Raw genomic sequence first — 16,580 nt, 5'->3', positions numbered from 1 at the left:
GCAGAAACAAGAAAGGCCGGTAATCCTTGGATTACCGGCCTTTCTGTTTGTTTCAGGGATTATCCGTTCAGGCAGTCTCGGCTGCTTCTGCAGAAACAGACTCGGACCGCCTATCATCGAGCACCTGAGCGACAGCCGAGAACAGGGCCTGCAACGTTGCCGAGGTGGTATCCTCCGCCAGGGCTGCCGCACTGCAGTGCCTGCCATTAGCTGTCAGCCGGATACACGCCAGAGCATTGGCATTGGTACCTTCTCCCAGCGCGTACTCATCATAGGCTTCAACCGCCACCGAGACCCCAAACTGCCTGGACAGCGCGTCGGAAACGGCCTCAACGGCTCCCAGCCCTCGGCCTTCCAGGGTAGCCGGAGCAGCATCACCACCGACAACTACCTCGGCCCGCACACCATTATCATCCCGATGCAGGTCGTAGGAGCGAAGAGCCCAGTCGCTGTGCACTTTCAGATAACGCTCTTCAAACAGACGGTGGATAGTATGTGAATCGATCTCTCCACCATTGGTTTCAGCTTCGTGCTGGACCACCTTGCTGAATTCGATCTGCAGCCACCGCGGCAGGGTAATATCGTAGTCCCGCTCGAGTACGTAAGCGACGCCGCCTTTGCCGGACTGACTGTTGATACGAACCACTTCCTCGTACCGGCGGCCGACATCGAACGGATCGATGGGCAAATAGGCCACGTTCCAGGCATCGCCCTCTTTCCGACGAGAGAGACATTTGCGAATGGCGTCCTGGTGGCTGCCGGAGAAAGCGGTAAAGACCAGCTCACCGGCATAGGGATGACGCGGATGAGTGGAAATTTCGGTGCACGCCTCCACCACTTCGGTGATTTCGGCCATGCCGGACAGATCCAGAGCAGGGTCAATCCCCTGGGAATACAGGTTCATGGCCATGGTGACCAGGTCCATGTTACCGGTGCGCTCGCCGTTGCCCATCAAGGTACCTTCCACCCGATCTGCCCCGGCCATCACGCCGAGTTCGGCAGCGGCCACCGCGCAGCCCCGGTCATTGTGGGTATGTAGACTGATGCTGATGTGCTCCCGGTAGCGAATGTTGTCACAGATCCACTCCACCTGATCTGCGAAGACATTGGGCGTTGCCATTTCAACAGTCGCCGGCAGGTTAATGATAACCGGTTGCCCCTGGTCCGGGCGCCAGACATCGTTGACGGCATCAATCACACTGGCCGCAAAGTCCAGCTCCGTACCGGTAAAACTCTCTGGCGAATACTGGAAGGTCCACTCCGTGTCCGGATAGCGGGCGGCGATATCCCGCACGATGGTGGCGCCGTGGACCGCGATATCGCGGATACCGTCCCGGTCCAGACCGAACACCTGCTCCCTCTGCACGGTCGAGGTGGAATTGTAAACGTGAACAATCGCCCGTTTGGCGCCCTCAAGGGCCTGATAAGTCCGCTCGATCAATTCAGGGCGAGCCTGGGTCAGCACCTGGATCTTTACATCATCCGGAATCCGGTTTTCTTCGATCAGCTTGCGACAGAAATCAAAGTCTGGCTGGCTGGCTGCCGGGAAACCGATTTCGATCTCTTTGAAACCCAGCTTGACCAGCAAATCGAATAAGCGCTGCTTCTGGGCAACAGACATGGGTTTGACCAGGGCCTGGTTGCCGTCCCGAAGATCTACAGCGCACCAGGCCGGGGCTTTCTGGATAACCTGATCGGGCCAGCGACGGTCTTTCTTGGCGACCGGCTGGAAAGCAACGTATTTGCGATGGTCAAAAGCCATGATGAAAATTCCTTCCGATATCAAACAGTGATTGGAACACACACAGTGTAAAGGCTGGAGCGAGCTATTTGGTTGCCATTTTCTGGCCGCACGACCAGATAATGCCATATAATTTCATAAATTCTTAAATAAGAGACAGAAAATGCCCGATACCGAGAAAACGCTTGTCAAAATTGACAAGCTGGACCGAAAAATCCTCGAACAATTGCAAAAAGACGGCTCACTGACCAATCAGCAACTGGCCGAGAAAGTCGGGCTATCCCCTTCCCCCTGCCTTCGGCGAGTTCGCGCCCTCGAGGAGGCGGGCATTATCGTGCGAACGGTCACCATTCTGGATCACAAAAAACTGGGGCTGTCGCTCACCGCCATTATTCTCATTGGCATGGACCGGCATACACCAGAGCGATTTGCCGCGTTTGAGGAACAGGTGGGGGAATACCCGGAGGTTCAGGAGTGTTATCTGATCACTGGTCAGAGTGCGGATTACATGCTCAAAGTGGTCGTGCCGGATATGGACCACTACCACCACTTCCTGTTAAACAGGATAACCCGTATTCCCGGCGTTAGCGGTGTTCACTCCAGCTTTGTTCTCCGGCGCGTCATCGACAGCACCGCGCTGCCGCTGGGCTATTTGTCCTGAGCCACCAGGTAGTCCAGATAAGCGCGGGCCATGGTTTTCATTTCCTGTACCAACAATACGCCCTGCTCATCCGGCAGGGTGGCCGCCAGCCGAAGAATCGTGCCGGCAGAACGGGGTAACAGCAAACTGGCTGTCCAGCGACGATCTGCCGGCAAATCGGGATACTCCTCCTGCAGACGGGCATCCAGGTCCCGGGCGTTGCTGTAGAGTTCGCGAAGATCCAGCTGCCTCAGTTCCGGCATGGCTTCCACACCGCTCCAGATCGCGGAATAGGCGGGCTCGGTGCGGTAGAAGTCGTAAAACAGATCAATCAGGACATCCACCGCGTCGCTCAGGCTCAGCTGCGGGAGCTTGGCCCTCAGCGCCTGCTCCATCTTCTCAACATGTCGCTCCGCAATAGCATTGACAATCGCCGCTTTATTCGGGAAATAGCGGTAAAGCGATGCCAGAGACATGCCGGACTGCCGGGCGATGGCCGACATACTGGTGCTGTCGACGCCCTGCTCGTGAAAGATTCCGGCAGCATGCTGCAGTATGGTGTTCACCCGTTCCCGGCTGCGGGCCTGAACCGGTCGCCGGCGGGGTGACACATCGATGGATTCGTCAGTCATTATCTGTACCTTGTGATGCAGGCTCCGTACAATAACGCCCACTCTACGACAATGAAAGGCTGTGGCGGGCATCCCGCCTTGCCAATTAGTCTGACTCCCACTTTTCTGATGACAGCGGAAGACACGATGCGAGCGAGCCGTTACCTGATAGCTACCCAGAAAGAGACCCCTTCCGACGCCGAAATTATCAGCCATCAGCTGATGCTGCGGGCGGGCATGATCCGTAAACTGGCCGCCGGCCTTTACACCTGGTTGCCGTTAGGGTTGCGCACCCTGCGTAAGGTGGAGCGAATCGTCCGTGAAGAAATGGACAAGAGCGGCGCCCAGGAAGTTCTGATGCCGGCGGTACAACCCGCCGAACTGTGGCAGGAATCTGGCCGCTGGGAACAGTACGGTGGAGAACTGCTGCGCCTGAACGACCGCCATGGCCGCGATTTCTGCTTCGGCCCCACTCATGAAGAAGTTATCACCGATCTGATCCGGAACGAACTGAAAAGCTACAAAGAGCTGCCGGCCAACTTCTACCAGATCCAGACCAAGTTCCGCGATGAGCGCCGCCCGCGGTTTGGCGTGATGCGCGCCCGCGAGTTCATCATGAAGGATGCCTACTCGTTCCATCTGAACGCGGAATCCCTGGATGAAACCTATAAGGTGATGCACCAGACCTACTGCAACATTTTCGACCGGCTGGGGCTCGACTACCGCCCGGTACAGGCGGACTCCGGTTCCATTGGTGGCAGCTCATCCCATGAATTCCACGTGCTAGCCTCCTCTGGCGAAGACGCCATCGTATTCAGTACCAGCGGTGACTACGCCGCCAACATCGAAAAAGCCGAAGCGGTAGCACCTGCCGGCGAGCGCCCTGCCCCCAGCGAGGAACTGAAAGAGGTTCATACCCCGGGTCAACGAACCATCGACGCTGTTTCCGAGTTCCTGGGCATGCCGGCTGAGCGCAGTGTGAAAACACTGCTGGTAAAGGCAGAGGCGGATGAGAATGGTGAATCCGGCCTGGTGGCCCTGATTCTGCGCGGCGATCACACCCTGAATGAGATCAAGGCTGAGAACCTTCCCGGCATTGCCGAGCCGCTGACCATGGCAACCGACGAGGAAATCGAAAAAGCCATCGGCTGCAAGCCAGGCTCCATCGGCCCGGTCAAGCTGCCGGTGCCGGTTATCGTGGATCGCAGCGCAGCACACCTGGCAGATTTTGTCTGCGGCGCCAACAAGGATGATTATCACCTGACTGGCGTAAACTGGGAACGCGATGCCGAAATCAGCCGGGTGGAAGATCTTCGTAATGTGGTCGAGGGCGATGCCAGCCCGGATGGTAACGGCACACTGGAGATCCGTCGCGGTATTGAAGTTGGCCACATTTTCAAGCTGGGCAACAAGTACAGCAAGGCCATGAACGCCTCGGTTCTGGATGAACACGGCAAGACGTCGATTATGGAAATGGGCTGCTATGGTATTGGCGTTTCCCGCATCGTCGCGGCGTCCATCGAGCAGAACCACGACGAGAAGGGCATCATCTGGCCAGATGCCATCGCACCGTTCGAGGTAGCCATTGTGACCCTGAATGGTCACAAATCTCCGGTGGTGGCCGAGGCTGGCGACAAACTGTACGAACAGCTTCGCCAGGCTGGCTACGATGTCCTGCTGGACGACCGCAACGAACGCCCGGGGGTGAAATTCGCAGATATGGAGCTGATTGGCATCCCTCACCGATTCGTGGTCTCAGAACGTGGCCTGAGCGCCGGAACCCTGGAATACAAGGGTCGGCGGGACGAGGAAAAACAGGATATTCCCGTTGATGAGGCTCTGTCGTTCCTGGTGAAGGCGTCGCCCAAAGGCGGCTTGTAACCCTGAGCCAAACTCACCGGAAGGCTGCCTTCAGTCTCCCGGTGAGTTAACGACGTCTCCGCATATCAGGCGTTGCCCACGATCCCCGGCTCCATCTCCAGCTCAACGCCGAATTTCTCAAGCACAGACTGGCGCACGTCGTCAGCCAGGGATAGTACATCCTGGCCAGTTCCACCGGAATGATTGATCAGCACCAGCGCCTGGCGGTTGTGAACCCCGACCCGACTGTTGCGAAACCCTTTCCATCCGGCCTGATCAATAAGCCAGGCTGCCGCCAGTTTGATCTGACTATCAGCAGGATAGAACACAACGTCCGGAAACCGGGCCTGAAGCTCCCGGAACTGAGGCAATCCGATTACCGGGTTCTTGAAGAAACTGCCCACATTCGGCAATACCGCAGGATCCGGCAGTTTGCGATGACGGACAGCCATCACGCCCTCGGCCACCGCCAGGGGTGTTAACTCAGCCTCGTTAACGTCGCCAAAGTAATCCTCAAGATCCCGATAACCAATCTTCAAAGGCGCATTACGGGACAACCGGAGCCGGATTTCAAGGATGATGTAGAGGCCCGGCCGGTGCTTGAACAGGCTGTCGCGATAACCGAATTCGCAGGCGCTTGCAGGCAGGGTTTCAACCTTCAGAGTCTGGCGGTTCAGTACCGTGACACTGTCAAGACAGTCACCCAACTCGGTGCCATAAGCCCCGATGTTCTGTACCGGGGCGGCACCGGCGGTGCCCGGGATCAACGCCAGGTTCTCGATCCCGCGATAACCGGAACGGGCGGCGTAAAGCACAGCCTCGTGCCAGTTCTCACCGGCTTTCAACACCAGTACCGCGCCGTGATCGTCTACCTGCTCCCAGCTTCGGCCACGCAGTGCCATCCGGATGACCAGGCCGGGATAATCGCCGGCAAACACCAGATTACTGCCACCGCCCAGTACCAGAATGGACTGTTCGTGGTTACAGGCCCAGGAAAGCGCCTGTTTGAGCTGATCCGGATTTTCGACTTCCACCAGGTATCGGGCCGTTACCGGCACAGCCAGGGTATTCAATCCCTGAAGGCTGGCCCACTCCTGAATCTGCAGATCCTGACTCAAGCCAGCCGCCCCCGGATTTCATCCAGGAGACCGGCACTGGCGTCATGAATCAGATCAAGCACGTGCTCAAATCCATCCTCTCCGCCGTAGTAAGGGTCCGGCACCTCGGCCAACCGCGAGTCACCGAAATCCAGAAACAAGCGAGGCTCCGTGCCTCCATTCTGGTGCCAGACCTCACGAACATCCGCAAGATTAGCCCGATCCATCACCAGCACATAATCAAACTGATCCAGATCTTCCGCACGGAACTGGCGGGCACGAAGGTCGCTGATGTCGATACCACGGCGCGCCGCGGCGGCAGTTGCCCGCTCGTCCGGAGATTTACCGATATGCCAGTTGCCGGTGCCGCAGGAATCAATACGCAGTCTGTCGAACAGGCCTTGTTCCCGGGCGAGGTGGCGAAAAACTCCCTCAGCACTGGGAGAACGACAGATATTGCCCAGGCAGACAAACAAGACACTTACGCGATCAGCCATGGGAACCCCCTTTTTCCATCAGCGCCCGCAGACGGGCCAGATCCTCTTCGGTATCTACCCCCGGAGCCGGTGGCCGGTCCGCCACATCCACATGAATAAGAGCGCCATTATAGAGTGCTCGCAACTGTTCCAGGGATTCCACCCGTTCGGTGGGGGCCGGCAGCCAGGTAACAAACTCACTGAGCACACTGGCACGATAACCATAAATGCCAATGTGCCTGAAATAGCCTATGCCATCCGGAAGGTCCACATCCTGGGTGGCCGCCCCCGCGGGCCAGAAGTCCCTGGCCCAGGGAATCGGAGCCCGACTGAAATAATGAGCCATGCCCCGGGCATCGAACACCACTTTTACGACATTGGGGTTGAACACCTGGCGGGCATCGTGAATCCGCTCGCACAGTGTTGCGATGGCGGCCTCCTGGTACTGTTCAAGGTTATCGGCAACCTGATTAATCAATTCAGGCGGTATCAGAGGCTCGTCCCCCTGAACGTTGACCACGCGATGATCCGGATCCAGCTGCAGCTTCCTTGCCACTTCCTCAAGGCGGTCTGTGCCACTGGCATGATGGGGCGAGGTCATGATGACTTCGGCACCAAAACCAAGACACGCCTCCTCGATACGGGCATCGTCGGTCGCGACCACCACGCGGCTGGCGCGGCTCTCATTCGCCCGCTCGCAGACATGCTGGATCATCGGCTTGCCGGCAATCATGGCCAGAGGTTTGCCGGGCAAACGGCTGGAAGCGTATCGGGCGGGAATGACAACGGTAAATGACATGGTTGCGTCCTGCGGGTGACTCAGTGTTTGTCGAGGCGCTCGTCTGTGCTGAGGGTGCGGGCTTCAACCGCCAGCATAACCGGAATCCCCTCACGAATGGGGAACGCCATGGCATCCTGGTAGCAAATCAACTCGGTGCGGGCATCGTTGAGCTTGAGCTCGCCCTTACACACCGGGCAGGCCAACATGGCCAGCAATTTCTTATCCATGGTTCGTTTCCTCGCTGATATCAGGTTGCAACTGGCCAGAGCAGGCTCTGAGCCGTTCCAGAAAATGCTGTTCAAAAGGTTCCGACAACCGGGCCTGAACCGTCAAGACCCAGGCGTTATCCGGGGCAAAGCCTTGGCACTTCACCGCATCTTTGGCCGTCATTACCAACCATTCGAGAGCACCGGATGCCAGGTCTTCGGGGCGAAAATGATGATGGTCGGGAAAGGGAACTTCATTGACGTGAGCGCCAAGTGTCCGGAGGGTTTCGAAAAATCGACCGGGATTACCGATACCCGCCACCGCCCGTACCGGTTTACCTTCAAGCTGCTTCGGCGACAGGGTCTCACCAGAATTCAGATTCACCAGAGCCGAGGGCACCAGCTCCATGGCATGAATTTCCGGATGATCAACGCCGGCAAAGCTCTCGATGGCCTCGCCAGTCTCCGGAAACTCCGCTCCGTTAAGAACGACAAAGTCGACACCGTTCAACCGCTCAACCGGCTCACGCAGCGGACCGACCGGAATGATCGCACCATTTCCAGTGCCGCGCCGAGCATCAAATACTGCCAGTTCAATATCTCTGGGCAAACGGTAGTGCTGCAGGCCATCGTCACAGATCAACACATCGCCCAGGCCATTCTCCAGCGCCCAGCGAGCCCCACGACAGCGATCCGGGTCAACCACCACCGGGCATCCGGTGGCCCGTGCCAGCATCAGGGGTTCATCACCACAGATACCCGCCGGAGTCCCGTCAGCGACCAATAAGGGGTACTGAGAGCTTTTACCACCGTAGCCACGGCTGAGAATCACCGGTTTCCAGCCATGTTGGTTCATGCACTGAACCAGGCTGGCAGTAAGAGGTGACTTGCCGGTGCCGCCAGCGGTGATATTGCCCACCACCACAACCGGGACCGGCAGCAATTCGTTTCGCGCATGCCAGGCCTTTCGGCGCCTGGACTCAGACACCGCCCGATATAACCAGGCCACTGGTGTGAGCAGTGCAAGAGGCCTGCCCTGCCCGTACCAAAGCCGGTCAACCAGGCTGGTGCTCATGCGTGCTCGCTGAACTGAATCTGATGCAGCTGGGCATATGCGCCACCCGCAGCCAACAGCTCACCATGACTTCCGGATTCAACAATGCGGCCATTGTCCATGACCAGAATCCGGTCGGCCTTCTCAATGGTGGATAGCCTGTGTGCGATCACCAGAGTGGTACGGCCCTGCATAACCGTTTCCAGCGCTTCCTGAATATGGCGTTCGGATTCCGTATCCAGCGCCGATGTCGCCTCATCCAGAATGAGAATTGGGGCGTCTTTGAGGATGGCCCGCGCAATCGCAAGACGCTGGCGCTGGCCACCGGAAAGCATCACACCATTGTCGCCAATCATGGTGTCGAGCCCTTCCGGCATACGGTTGATAAACTCGAGCGCGTGGGCCTTTTCAGCCGCTTCCATAATTTCTTCCCGGCTGCAGTCGCGCAGGGAACCGTAGGCAATGTTGGCGGCGATGGTATCGTTGAACAGCACCACGTTCTGGTTCACCAGAGCAATCTGGGCACGCAGGGACTGAAGCGAAAACTCCTTCAGTTCATGGTCATCAATGCGGATAGCTCCCCCGGTGTACTCGTAGAAACGGGGTAACAGGCTAACCATGGTTGACTTACCACTGCCTGACCGGCCCACCAGTGCAACGCTCTGGCCGGCTGGAATATCGATGGTTATCCCTTCAAGCACATTGTCGAGCTGATCCCGGTATCGGAAGGACACCTGGTCAAATGTGATGTCGCCTTTGACCCGCTGCGGGTTGTAGGAGCCTGGGTCCTCTTCCGGCTTTTCATCCATGGTCTCGAACACATCAAATGCAGCCGCCACACCCTTCTGAATCTTGGCGTGCACGGAAGTGACCTGGCGAATGGGCTTGGCCATCGTCGTCGCCGCGGTGATGAACGCAATCAGCTGACCAGTCGACATCTCACCCCGAATCTCCGGCGCAAGCATGGTCCACACCAGCGCGGCGATAGCAAAAGCCACCAGCACCTGAATGACCGGGACACTGATCGCCTGAGTAGAAGCCATTTTCAGGCTCTGTTTCAGGTTACGGGCACTGACCTCACGAAACCGCTCCCGTTCATAATCTTCGCCTCCGAAGGTACGCACCACCCGGTATCCGGTGATCGACTCGGAGGCCACATGGGTGATATCGCCCATGGAACCCTGAATACGCTTACTGATTCGACGAAACCGTTTGCTGGCATAATTCACGACCAGACCAATGACCGGACCGGCAGTAAGAAAAATCAGGGTCAACTTCCAGTTGGTGTACAGCATGAAGCCGAGCAGACCCAGTATGGTCAGCCCTTCGCGAAGGGTGATAGTCACCGCATTGGTCGCAGCATCCGCGACCTGCTCGACGTTAAAGGTGAGCTTTGAGACCAGACGCCCGGATGCGTTTTCATCGTAGTACCGGGACGGTAAAGACATCAGTCGATCAAACACATCGTTGCGTAAGGCGTTGATCACGTTACGCCCAACGTAGCTGATAAAATACTGGCTGAAAAACGTACCAACGCCTCTGAAGGCAAATACACCCACGATCAGCCCGGTCAGCAACATCCGGTTCTGGTCGGACGGATTCTCGATCGCCGTGATCACATATTCCATCGCCGCGGCCATCCCGGTGGATGCAGCGGCGTAAATGATGTTTCCGAACACGGCGAGGGAGAACGCAAACCAGAAGGGCTTGACGTACTTGAGCAGGCGTTTGTAGGTGGTCCAGCTACCGGCAGGTGGCGTCTTGAGCGGCTCCGGCCTTGTCTGCATCACTGGCTTTCAGCCTCCCGCTCTGTGGTTATGCTCAGCTTGGCAAACCCCAGGCGACCGGCAACATCCATGGCCCGCACCACAAATTCATGGGGGGTTCGGGCGTCTGCAGTGATGATGAACGGCAGGCTGTTATCGCCTTCGGCCAGCTCACTGACGCCACGCTCGAGGGTTTCCCGGCGATTGTTAACCAGTGGTCGGTCGTTCAGAAAGTACTGGCCCTCGGCATTGATCACCACATCAATCTGCCGGACCTCAGACGGAGCTGCCGGCTCTGCACTGGCTTCCGGAAGCTCCACCTGCAGATGACTCTCCCGGGTAAAGGTGGTCGACACCATGAAGAAAATCAGCAGCAGAAACACCACATCAATCAGTGGCGTCAGATCTACCCCGACTTCCTGGCTTCGTTGGCGCTTGAACTTCACGGCGTTCAGGCTCCTTCAACGTCAATTTCGCGGTCTCCGTGGACCACTTCCACCAGTTTGATGGCTTCCTGCTCCATGTTGACCACCAATTCGTCTACGCGACGGATGAAATAGCGGTGACAGATCAGAGCAGGAATGGCGACACTCAGGCCAGCCGCAGTGGTGATCAATGCCTCGGAAATGCCACCGGCCAGGTTGCCGGCATTGCCGACGCCGGCCAACTGGATTTCGGCAAACACTTTGATCATGCCGATAACGGTACCCAAAAGGCCCAACAGTGGCGTGATTGTGGCGATAGTGCCCAGGGGATTCAGAAAACGCTCCAGCTCGTGGATAACCTGGCTGGCCTCGTGTTCGATGCTTTCTTTCATGATCTCGCGACCATGTTTGGCGTTGATCAGGCCGCCGGCGAGAATCCGGCCAAGTGGCGAAGATGCCTGCAAGGCTTTCAGCTTGCGACCGTTAAGCTCTTTTTTCTTGATCCAGCGCCAGAGTTCGTTAATAGACTGCGGGGGCGCGACCCGAGAGGCCCGCAAGGTCCAGATTCGTTCCAGAATGATGGCAAGTGCCAGGATGGAACAGGCAACAATGGGCACCATCAGGATGCCACCGGCTTTCAACAGCTCGAACACGCTTGATCTCCCTGATTAGTTACAAGCCGCGCTACTTTAGCATAGCTGCCGGTGCAGGCCACACCCGGATTGTCACGGTATTTTACATTCACTCCTGGCAAGCCCCGGAGACGCTATCCAGAAAGGCTGTGTCTGCCAGAGTTCACTTATAAGCAGGCCTGAATCTGCGAACCTGAGTGTGATCTGGCCGGAGCAGGCCGTGTTCAACGGCACGGCGCCACTGGCGCGGTACCGACCGCCTACTTCCGGATGCGGATGCCCGAAATGGTGCCGGTAGCCCGCCGTATAGATCACCTGATCCGGCGCCACAGCCTGTATCCAGCGTGTTGAAGATGAGGTTTTACTGCCGTGGTGTGGCGCCAGCACCACCCGGTGCACAACGCGATTCTCTATCCAGTCTGGTCCACCGGCACCCAGCATGAGCTCTTCAACCTTCCGACTGATATCCCCGGTCAATACGACGTCACTGTTGCCTGGTTGATGGTACAGGCGTATCACGCACGAAGCGTCATTTCCGTCCGCAGGCAACGGATTTTGCCACAGAGACATCACCAGACCCGGCCACCGAATATTTCCCGGGCGACAGGTTTCCACCGGTACCGGCACACGCTCATTAATCAGAGCCGGCTCACCGGAAACCACTCTTTTGATCGCGAAGTGCTCAGATAACGTCTCGAGACCGCCGGAATGGTCATTGTCGGCATGACTCAGAACCAGCAGATCAATAACCTCGACGCCCATCGCCCGGAGATTCGGAACCAACACCGAATCCACAGCCGAGTAGACGCCCGCAACTTCCGGCCCGGTGTCGTATACCATCACTTTGCCACCGGCGCGGACCACAACCGACAGTCCTTGCCCCACATCCAGCACACGCACTTCAGGCGACTGTGCGACGGGATTGCCCCCTCCTGCACTTGGCCAGGGAACACTGAGCAGCAGAAAGGCACACCCCAGCAACGCCCGCCATCGCCAGTCGCTCCAGCGAATTGCCCAAAGCGCCAGCAACGCCAAAGCTACTGCCAATGGTGCGGGCAAGGGCTGCATCTGTCCTGCCGGGAACCAGGCCACCAATTCCAGCCACCACCAAAGCGCTCCCAGGACCAGGTCAAACCCGGCCGATACCCAGGGCAGGAGCCACCCTCCGGAAAGGAGCGCGATGATAGCCCCCAGGAACAGCACCGGCATGACGGCAAACGACACCCAGGGCACCGCCAACAGGTTGGCCGCGAAGCCTGCAAGGGGCTGGCCCTGATGCACCAGCATCAACATTGGCCACAACCCGACAAAGACCGCCAACTGGGCTATCAACAAAGCCGATAACCAACCCGACGAACCCAGACGCCCTGAAAATACCGCCAGCAGCACCCCGACAGCGCCAAAAGACAACCAGAAACCCTGGTCCAGAGGCGCAAACGGATCCATCAGAAGCACCACTGCCAGAGCCAGCACAAAGGGCCGCCAGCCGCTCTGTTGTCTTGCCTTCAGCAGATACCAGCCGCCGGCAACCACCATCACCAGGGCCCGCCGGGTTGGTACGGTAAAACCGGCCAACAGCGAATAGACAAGGCAGCTGAGCACAACCACCAGAAAAACCAGAGAACGCCGGCCCTGCTCACTCAGACAACCAACCGGCAGCAACAGCAAGCCCCAGCGCGCCAACAGACCAACTCCGACCGCCACCAGACCCAGATGCAAACCAGAAATAGCCACCAGATGAATGGTGCCGGTCGACTTGAGTACCTGCCAGTGATGATCTTCCAGAGAACCCCGGTTACCCATTAGCAGAGACGCAATCAGGGGGTAGTATTCCGCTTCACCAAACCAATGCTGCAACTTCTTTGATGCTCGCCAGTGCCAGGCGTGGTACTGACATTGCAGTGCGCATACCAGCTCCGGTGCAGCAGATACCCGTTTGACGGAACCGGTCGCCCGATAACCGTGGCGGAACAACCAGTCTTCGTAGCGAAACCCTACTGGATTGAGGTTACCGTGAGGTCGCTTGAGAGAGACCTCCAGTGTCAGGCGATGGTCGGGTAGCCTGCGCCCCTCCCTGCCGTACCAGGATAGTCGGAGGACGCGGGGCAAGTTGTCATCTACCGACACGCCAGGTGTCTGCCAGTTCAAGACACAGAATCCGAATCTCAGACTGTCAAAGCTTCCCGGCATCGGCAAATCACAGAGATAGCCGGAAACCACAATGCGCTTGGCTTCCCACTCCGAAGGCAGGCGTTCGGCCAGTCTCATATCGGCATTCCAGCCGGCCCAGACCAGCCCCAGCATCGCAGCAACCACCACGGGGCCGAGCCTCTGTATGCACTGGCATCGACAGGCCATAGCCAGCAACATTAACCCAACGAGCACAAACAGCCATGGATATGGTGGCAAGGTTGCGAGCCGATACAGTAAGATAACGCCGCAAGAGAAGGCGAGAATGCTGGCGAGTCCAACACCGAGCCTGCGGACCCGGTTGGAAACTGGGTTTTCGGACAATCCTTGTCCTCCGATTTTCGATAGCGCTGGCAGCCTCTGGGTGCCAGTGATTACTCAAAGCCAGGAAACAGGCCGAACTTCCTATGCCGAAGAAGTTCATGAAACGGTATTTGCCCACCCCTGAAAAGGTGCAGTCGATGCAATCGCTGCGTTTTCTGGGCGATATCCTCCATGAACCCAACCTGTGGCACATCAACCGGCACTGTGTTGCCAGGGCCTTCCTGGTGGGCGTCTGGTTCTGTTTTATTCCGATGCCTTTCCAGATGCTGGCAGCCGCATTCTGCGCCATCTGGTTTAACGCCAACCTGCCTTTATCCGTGGTTCTGGTCTGGATCAGCAATCCGCTGACCATGCCCCCGATGTTCTACTTCAATTACAAGGTGGGGGCCTGGATACTCAATCGGCCCGTTCTGGCGTTCGAATTCGAGCTTTCCTGGGACTGGATCAGCCACCGGTTGATCGATATCGGCGTGCCGTTGTACCTGGGTTCTCTGGTTCTGGCCACGGTGACCGCCTGCGTCGCTTACCTGATCATCCAGTATCTATGGCGCCGCAAGATCCGCACTGAATGGCAATTACGGCGTCGCCAGCGCAACAAGCGAACGCCCGCGAGCAATCAGGCCTCCTGAACCAATCGCCCCTGCTCCAGTCGCAGCACCCTTCCCAGGCTCCGGGCCATGGTCATGTCGTGGGTAACCATGATGAATGACGTCCCGGAATTATCACGCAGGTCGCCGATCAGGGCACGGATACCCTCCCCTGTGTGCTCATCCAGATTGCCGGTAGGCTCATCCATTAACACACACTCCGGGCTGTTAACCAGCGCTCTGGCTATCGCTACCCGCTGACGCTCACCACCGGACAACTCGCCGGGTTTGTGCCTGAGCCGCTCACCCAGCCCCACCCGTTGCAGCAGTTGCTCCGCCTTCGGGCGGGCCTGCCTGGGTGCCATGCCACCCAGCGCGCAGGGCAACATGACGTTCTCAAGTGCGGTAAATTCCGGCAGCAGATGATGGAACTGATACACAAACCCCAGGTGCTGATTCCGGAACCGCGCCCGGCCTGCTTCCGATAGCTGATGAATATCCTTGCCACAAATCCGGATATGCCCGGAGGAAGGGCGATCCAGGCCACCCAGCAGGTTCAGCAAGGTGGTTTTCCCTGCCCCGCTACTGCCCACAATGGCAACCGTCTCGCCGGCCTTAACCTGAAGTGAGATGTCCGAGAAAATCGTCAGTGTTTCCGGCCCTTCACTGTAGGTGCGGGTAACCTTCTGACAATCAATCACCAGAGATGTCGTCTGCCCGTCACTCATAACGCAATGCCTCCGCCGGTTCGACCCGCGACGCACGCCAGGCCGGATAAATAGTTGCCAGCAGGCTCATGGCAAGGCCCGCACCGCTGATAATCAGTACATCCTGCAACTGGAGCTGCGACGGCAGGTAGCTGATGAAATAAACATCAGCGCTGAGAAACTGATGTCCCAGTGCGGATTCGAGCCAGGAAATGAAGCCGCTGATGTTCAGGGCGCCAAAGATCCCCAATGCAGTACCTGTGAGCGTGCCAAACACACCAATCACGGCACCCTGGATAATAAAGATCCTCATAATGCGCCCGGGCGTGGCGCCCATGGTTCGCAGGATGGCGATATCCGCAGTCTTGTCGGTCACCACCATGACCAGCGTTGACACAATATTGAAGGCCGCCACAGCCACAATGAACATCAACAGCAACCCGATCATGGTTTTTTCCATGCGAATTGCCTGAAACAGGTTGCCGTGGGTGCGGGTCCAGTCCGATACGTAATAGCGGCCTCCCAGGGTCCGGGCAACCTCATTGACAACTTTGGGCGCCGCAAACAGGTCATCCATTAAAAGCCGGATACCCTCCGCGCGGCCACCGGTACGCATCAAACGCGCCGCATCATCCATATGAATCAGCGCGTAGTTCCCATCAAGCTCAGCACCAACGCTGAAAATACCCTTGACGGTAAAGCGCTTGAGCCTGGGTAACACGCCGGCCGGCGTTACCGAAGCTTCCGGCAATACCACCGTGAGTTTATCGCCTACCCCCAGTCGAAGGCTGTTAGCCATCAACCGGCCAATGATGATTCCGAATTCCCCGGACCGAAGTTCCTCAAGGCTGCCTTCGATGAAATGGTTCTCGATAATAGAAACGCTGGCCTCCTGCTCCGGCAGGACACCGTTGAGCATCACGCCCCGGACGTTACCACCACCGGTTACCATGCCCTGCCCCTGGATAAAGGGAGCGGCCGCCAGCACCCGCGGGTAGGCTTCGACCCTCTGGTCAATCTCCTGCCAGTTCTCCAAGGGACCGGAAGCCCCCTGAATCGTGGCATGAGGCACCATCCCAAGAATGCGCTGCTTGAGTTCGCGATCGAACCCGTTCATGACCGATAGCACGATGATCAGTACCGCAACGCCCAGCATCAGGCCAATCATTGAGGTCAGGGAGATAAAGGAGATGAAGTGATTGCGTCGTTTGGCGGCGGTATATCGCAGGCCAATATAAAACGATAAGGGTCTGAACATGTAGGGGTGCCTGTCGCTACCTTGCGGTCCGTCGATTATTGAATCCCCGCTGGCCTTTATCATTACCTGGCCCGGAGATTTGCCAGGCCTCTTACCAGCCGTCGGGAAACTGCTAAACTGTTCTATAATCAATAAAAACCCGTCCGGAGACAGGATGCCAAGCCAGAATAAAACGCCACCGAGCGGAGACTGCCAGCGGGAGCGCCGGGAGTTCTTCCGGATAGA

General features: G+C 57.7%; 16 protein-coding genes. 3 read left to right on the top strand and 13 right to left on the bottom strand.

Annotation, left to right across the window (positions count from 1 at the left end; genetic code table 11):
- Positions 1-67: 67 nt before the first annotated feature.
- Entirely contained in the window at positions 68-1,762 is a 1,695-nt protein-coding gene (gene leuA / locus B3Y70_RS17400) for a 2-isopropylmalate synthase (protein ID WP_288590224.1), read from the bottom strand.
- A 142-nt stretch (positions 1,763-1,904) separates the two neighbouring features.
- On the opposite strand from leuA, the gene B3Y70_RS17395 reads away from it, so the two are divergent.
- Positions 1,905-2,402 (top strand): Lrp/AsnC family transcriptional regulator, encoded by a 498-nt coding sequence (locus B3Y70_RS17395; protein ID WP_011785216.1) that lies wholly within the window; start codon positions 1,905-1,907, stop codon positions 2,400-2,402.
- Here B3Y70_RS17395 and B3Y70_RS17390 read toward each other — a convergent pair.
- A complete protein-coding gene (locus B3Y70_RS17390; protein WP_153740024.1) occupies positions 2,390-3,013 on the bottom strand; it encodes a TetR/AcrR family transcriptional regulator in 624 nt (207 codons plus the stop codon). The two genes, B3Y70_RS17395 and B3Y70_RS17390, sit on opposite strands and share 13 nt — an antisense overlap.
- A 126-nt stretch (positions 3,014-3,139) precedes the next feature.
- On the opposite strand from B3Y70_RS17390, the gene B3Y70_RS17385 reads away from it, so the two are divergent.
- On the top strand, positions 3,140-4,873 hold the full coding sequence (locus tag B3Y70_RS17385) for a proline--tRNA ligase (protein ID WP_113879058.1): 1,734 nt from the start codon (positions 3,140-3,142) through the stop codon (positions 4,871-4,873).
- Between the two features lie 65 nt (positions 4,874-4,938).
- On the opposite strand, the gene murB is transcribed toward B3Y70_RS17385, so the two are convergent.
- From murB to B3Y70_RS17340, 9 genes are all read right to left on the bottom strand, one after another.
- Positions 4,939-5,970: a UDP-N-acetylmuramate dehydrogenase gene (murB, locus tag B3Y70_RS17380; protein ID WP_153740026.1), complete on the bottom strand. Its 1,032-nt coding sequence runs from the start codon at positions 5,968-5,970 to the stop codon at positions 4,939-4,941.
- Positions 5,967-6,446, bottom strand: coding sequence for a low molecular weight protein-tyrosine-phosphatase (locus B3Y70_RS17375; RefSeq protein ID WP_286894025.1), 480 nt, complete (start codon positions 6,444-6,446; stop codon positions 5,967-5,969). Before B3Y70_RS17375 ends, murB begins: the two co-directional genes overlap by 4 nt.
- Complete coding sequence (kdsB, locus tag B3Y70_RS17370) at positions 6,439-7,224, bottom strand: 3-deoxy-manno-octulosonate cytidylyltransferase (RefSeq protein ID WP_023010438.1); 786 nt, start codon at positions 7,222-7,224, stop codon at positions 6,439-6,441. The genes B3Y70_RS17375 and kdsB overlap by 8 nt, the downstream gene beginning before the upstream one ends.
- 20 nt (positions 7,225-7,244) lie before the next feature.
- Positions 7,245-7,433 carry a Trm112 family protein gene (locus tag B3Y70_RS17365; protein ID WP_011785222.1) on the bottom strand — a complete coding sequence of 63 codons (189 nt, stop codon included), beginning with the start codon at positions 7,431-7,433 and terminating at the stop codon, positions 7,245-7,247.
- Positions 7,426-8,487, bottom strand: a complete 1,062-nt coding sequence (gene lpxK / locus B3Y70_RS17360; RefSeq protein WP_286894028.1) for a tetraacyldisaccharide 4'-kinase — start codon at positions 8,485-8,487, stop codon at positions 7,426-7,428. Before lpxK ends, B3Y70_RS17365 begins: the two co-directional genes overlap by 8 nt.
- Entirely contained in the window at positions 8,484-10,253 is a 1,770-nt protein-coding gene (gene msbA, locus B3Y70_RS17355) for a lipid A export permease/ATP-binding protein MsbA (protein ID WP_121206735.1), read from the bottom strand. The genes lpxK and msbA overlap by 4 nt, the downstream gene beginning before the upstream one ends.
- Positions 10,253-10,678 (bottom strand): ExbD/TolR family protein, encoded by a 426-nt coding sequence (locus B3Y70_RS17350; protein WP_206851784.1) that lies wholly within the window; start codon positions 10,676-10,678, stop codon positions 10,253-10,255. Before B3Y70_RS17350 ends, msbA begins: the two co-directional genes overlap by 1 nt.
- Positions 10,679-10,683: 5 nt before the next feature.
- Positions 10,684-11,310 carry a MotA/TolQ/ExbB proton channel family protein gene (locus tag B3Y70_RS17345; RefSeq protein ID WP_014421239.1) on the bottom strand — a complete coding sequence of 209 codons (627 nt, stop codon included), beginning with the start codon at positions 11,308-11,310 and terminating at the stop codon, positions 10,684-10,686.
- A gap of 72 nt (positions 11,311-11,382) precedes the next feature.
- Complete coding sequence (locus B3Y70_RS17340; protein ID WP_288590217.1) at positions 11,383-13,803, bottom strand: DNA internalization-related competence protein ComEC/Rec2; 2,421 nt, start codon at positions 13,801-13,803, stop codon at positions 11,383-11,385.
- Positions 13,804-13,886: 83 nt separating this feature from the next.
- On the opposite strand from B3Y70_RS17340, the gene B3Y70_RS17335 reads away from it, so the two are divergent.
- Positions 13,887-14,432 carry a DUF2062 domain-containing protein gene (locus B3Y70_RS17335; protein ID WP_022991069.1) on the top strand — a complete coding sequence of 182 codons (546 nt, stop codon included), beginning with the start codon at positions 13,887-13,889 and terminating at the stop codon, positions 14,430-14,432.
- Here the strand turns inward: B3Y70_RS17335 and B3Y70_RS17330 are convergent.
- The gene (locus B3Y70_RS17330) at positions 14,420-15,118 is read right to left on the bottom strand and encodes an ABC transporter ATP-binding protein (RefSeq protein ID WP_023010004.1); all 699 of its coding nucleotides are present in this window, start codon (positions 15,116-15,118) and stop codon (positions 14,420-14,422) included. The genes B3Y70_RS17335 and B3Y70_RS17330 overlap by 13 nt on opposite strands.
- The gene (locus B3Y70_RS17325) at positions 15,111-16,355 is read right to left on the bottom strand and encodes a lipoprotein-releasing ABC transporter permease subunit (protein ID WP_153740031.1); all 1,245 of its coding nucleotides are present in this window, start codon (positions 16,353-16,355) and stop codon (positions 15,111-15,113) included. The genes B3Y70_RS17330 and B3Y70_RS17325 overlap by 8 nt, the downstream gene beginning before the upstream one ends.
- Between the last annotated feature and the right edge of the window lie 225 nt (positions 16,356-16,580).

Source organism: Marinobacter sp. UBA5687 (assembly GCF_002420325.1).
GTDB lineage: Bacteria > Pseudomonadota > Gammaproteobacteria > Pseudomonadales > Oleiphilaceae > Marinobacter > Marinobacter nauticus.
Note: the sequence above shows the minus strand (reverse complement) of the source record. Positions and strands in the feature narration are given on the sequence as shown.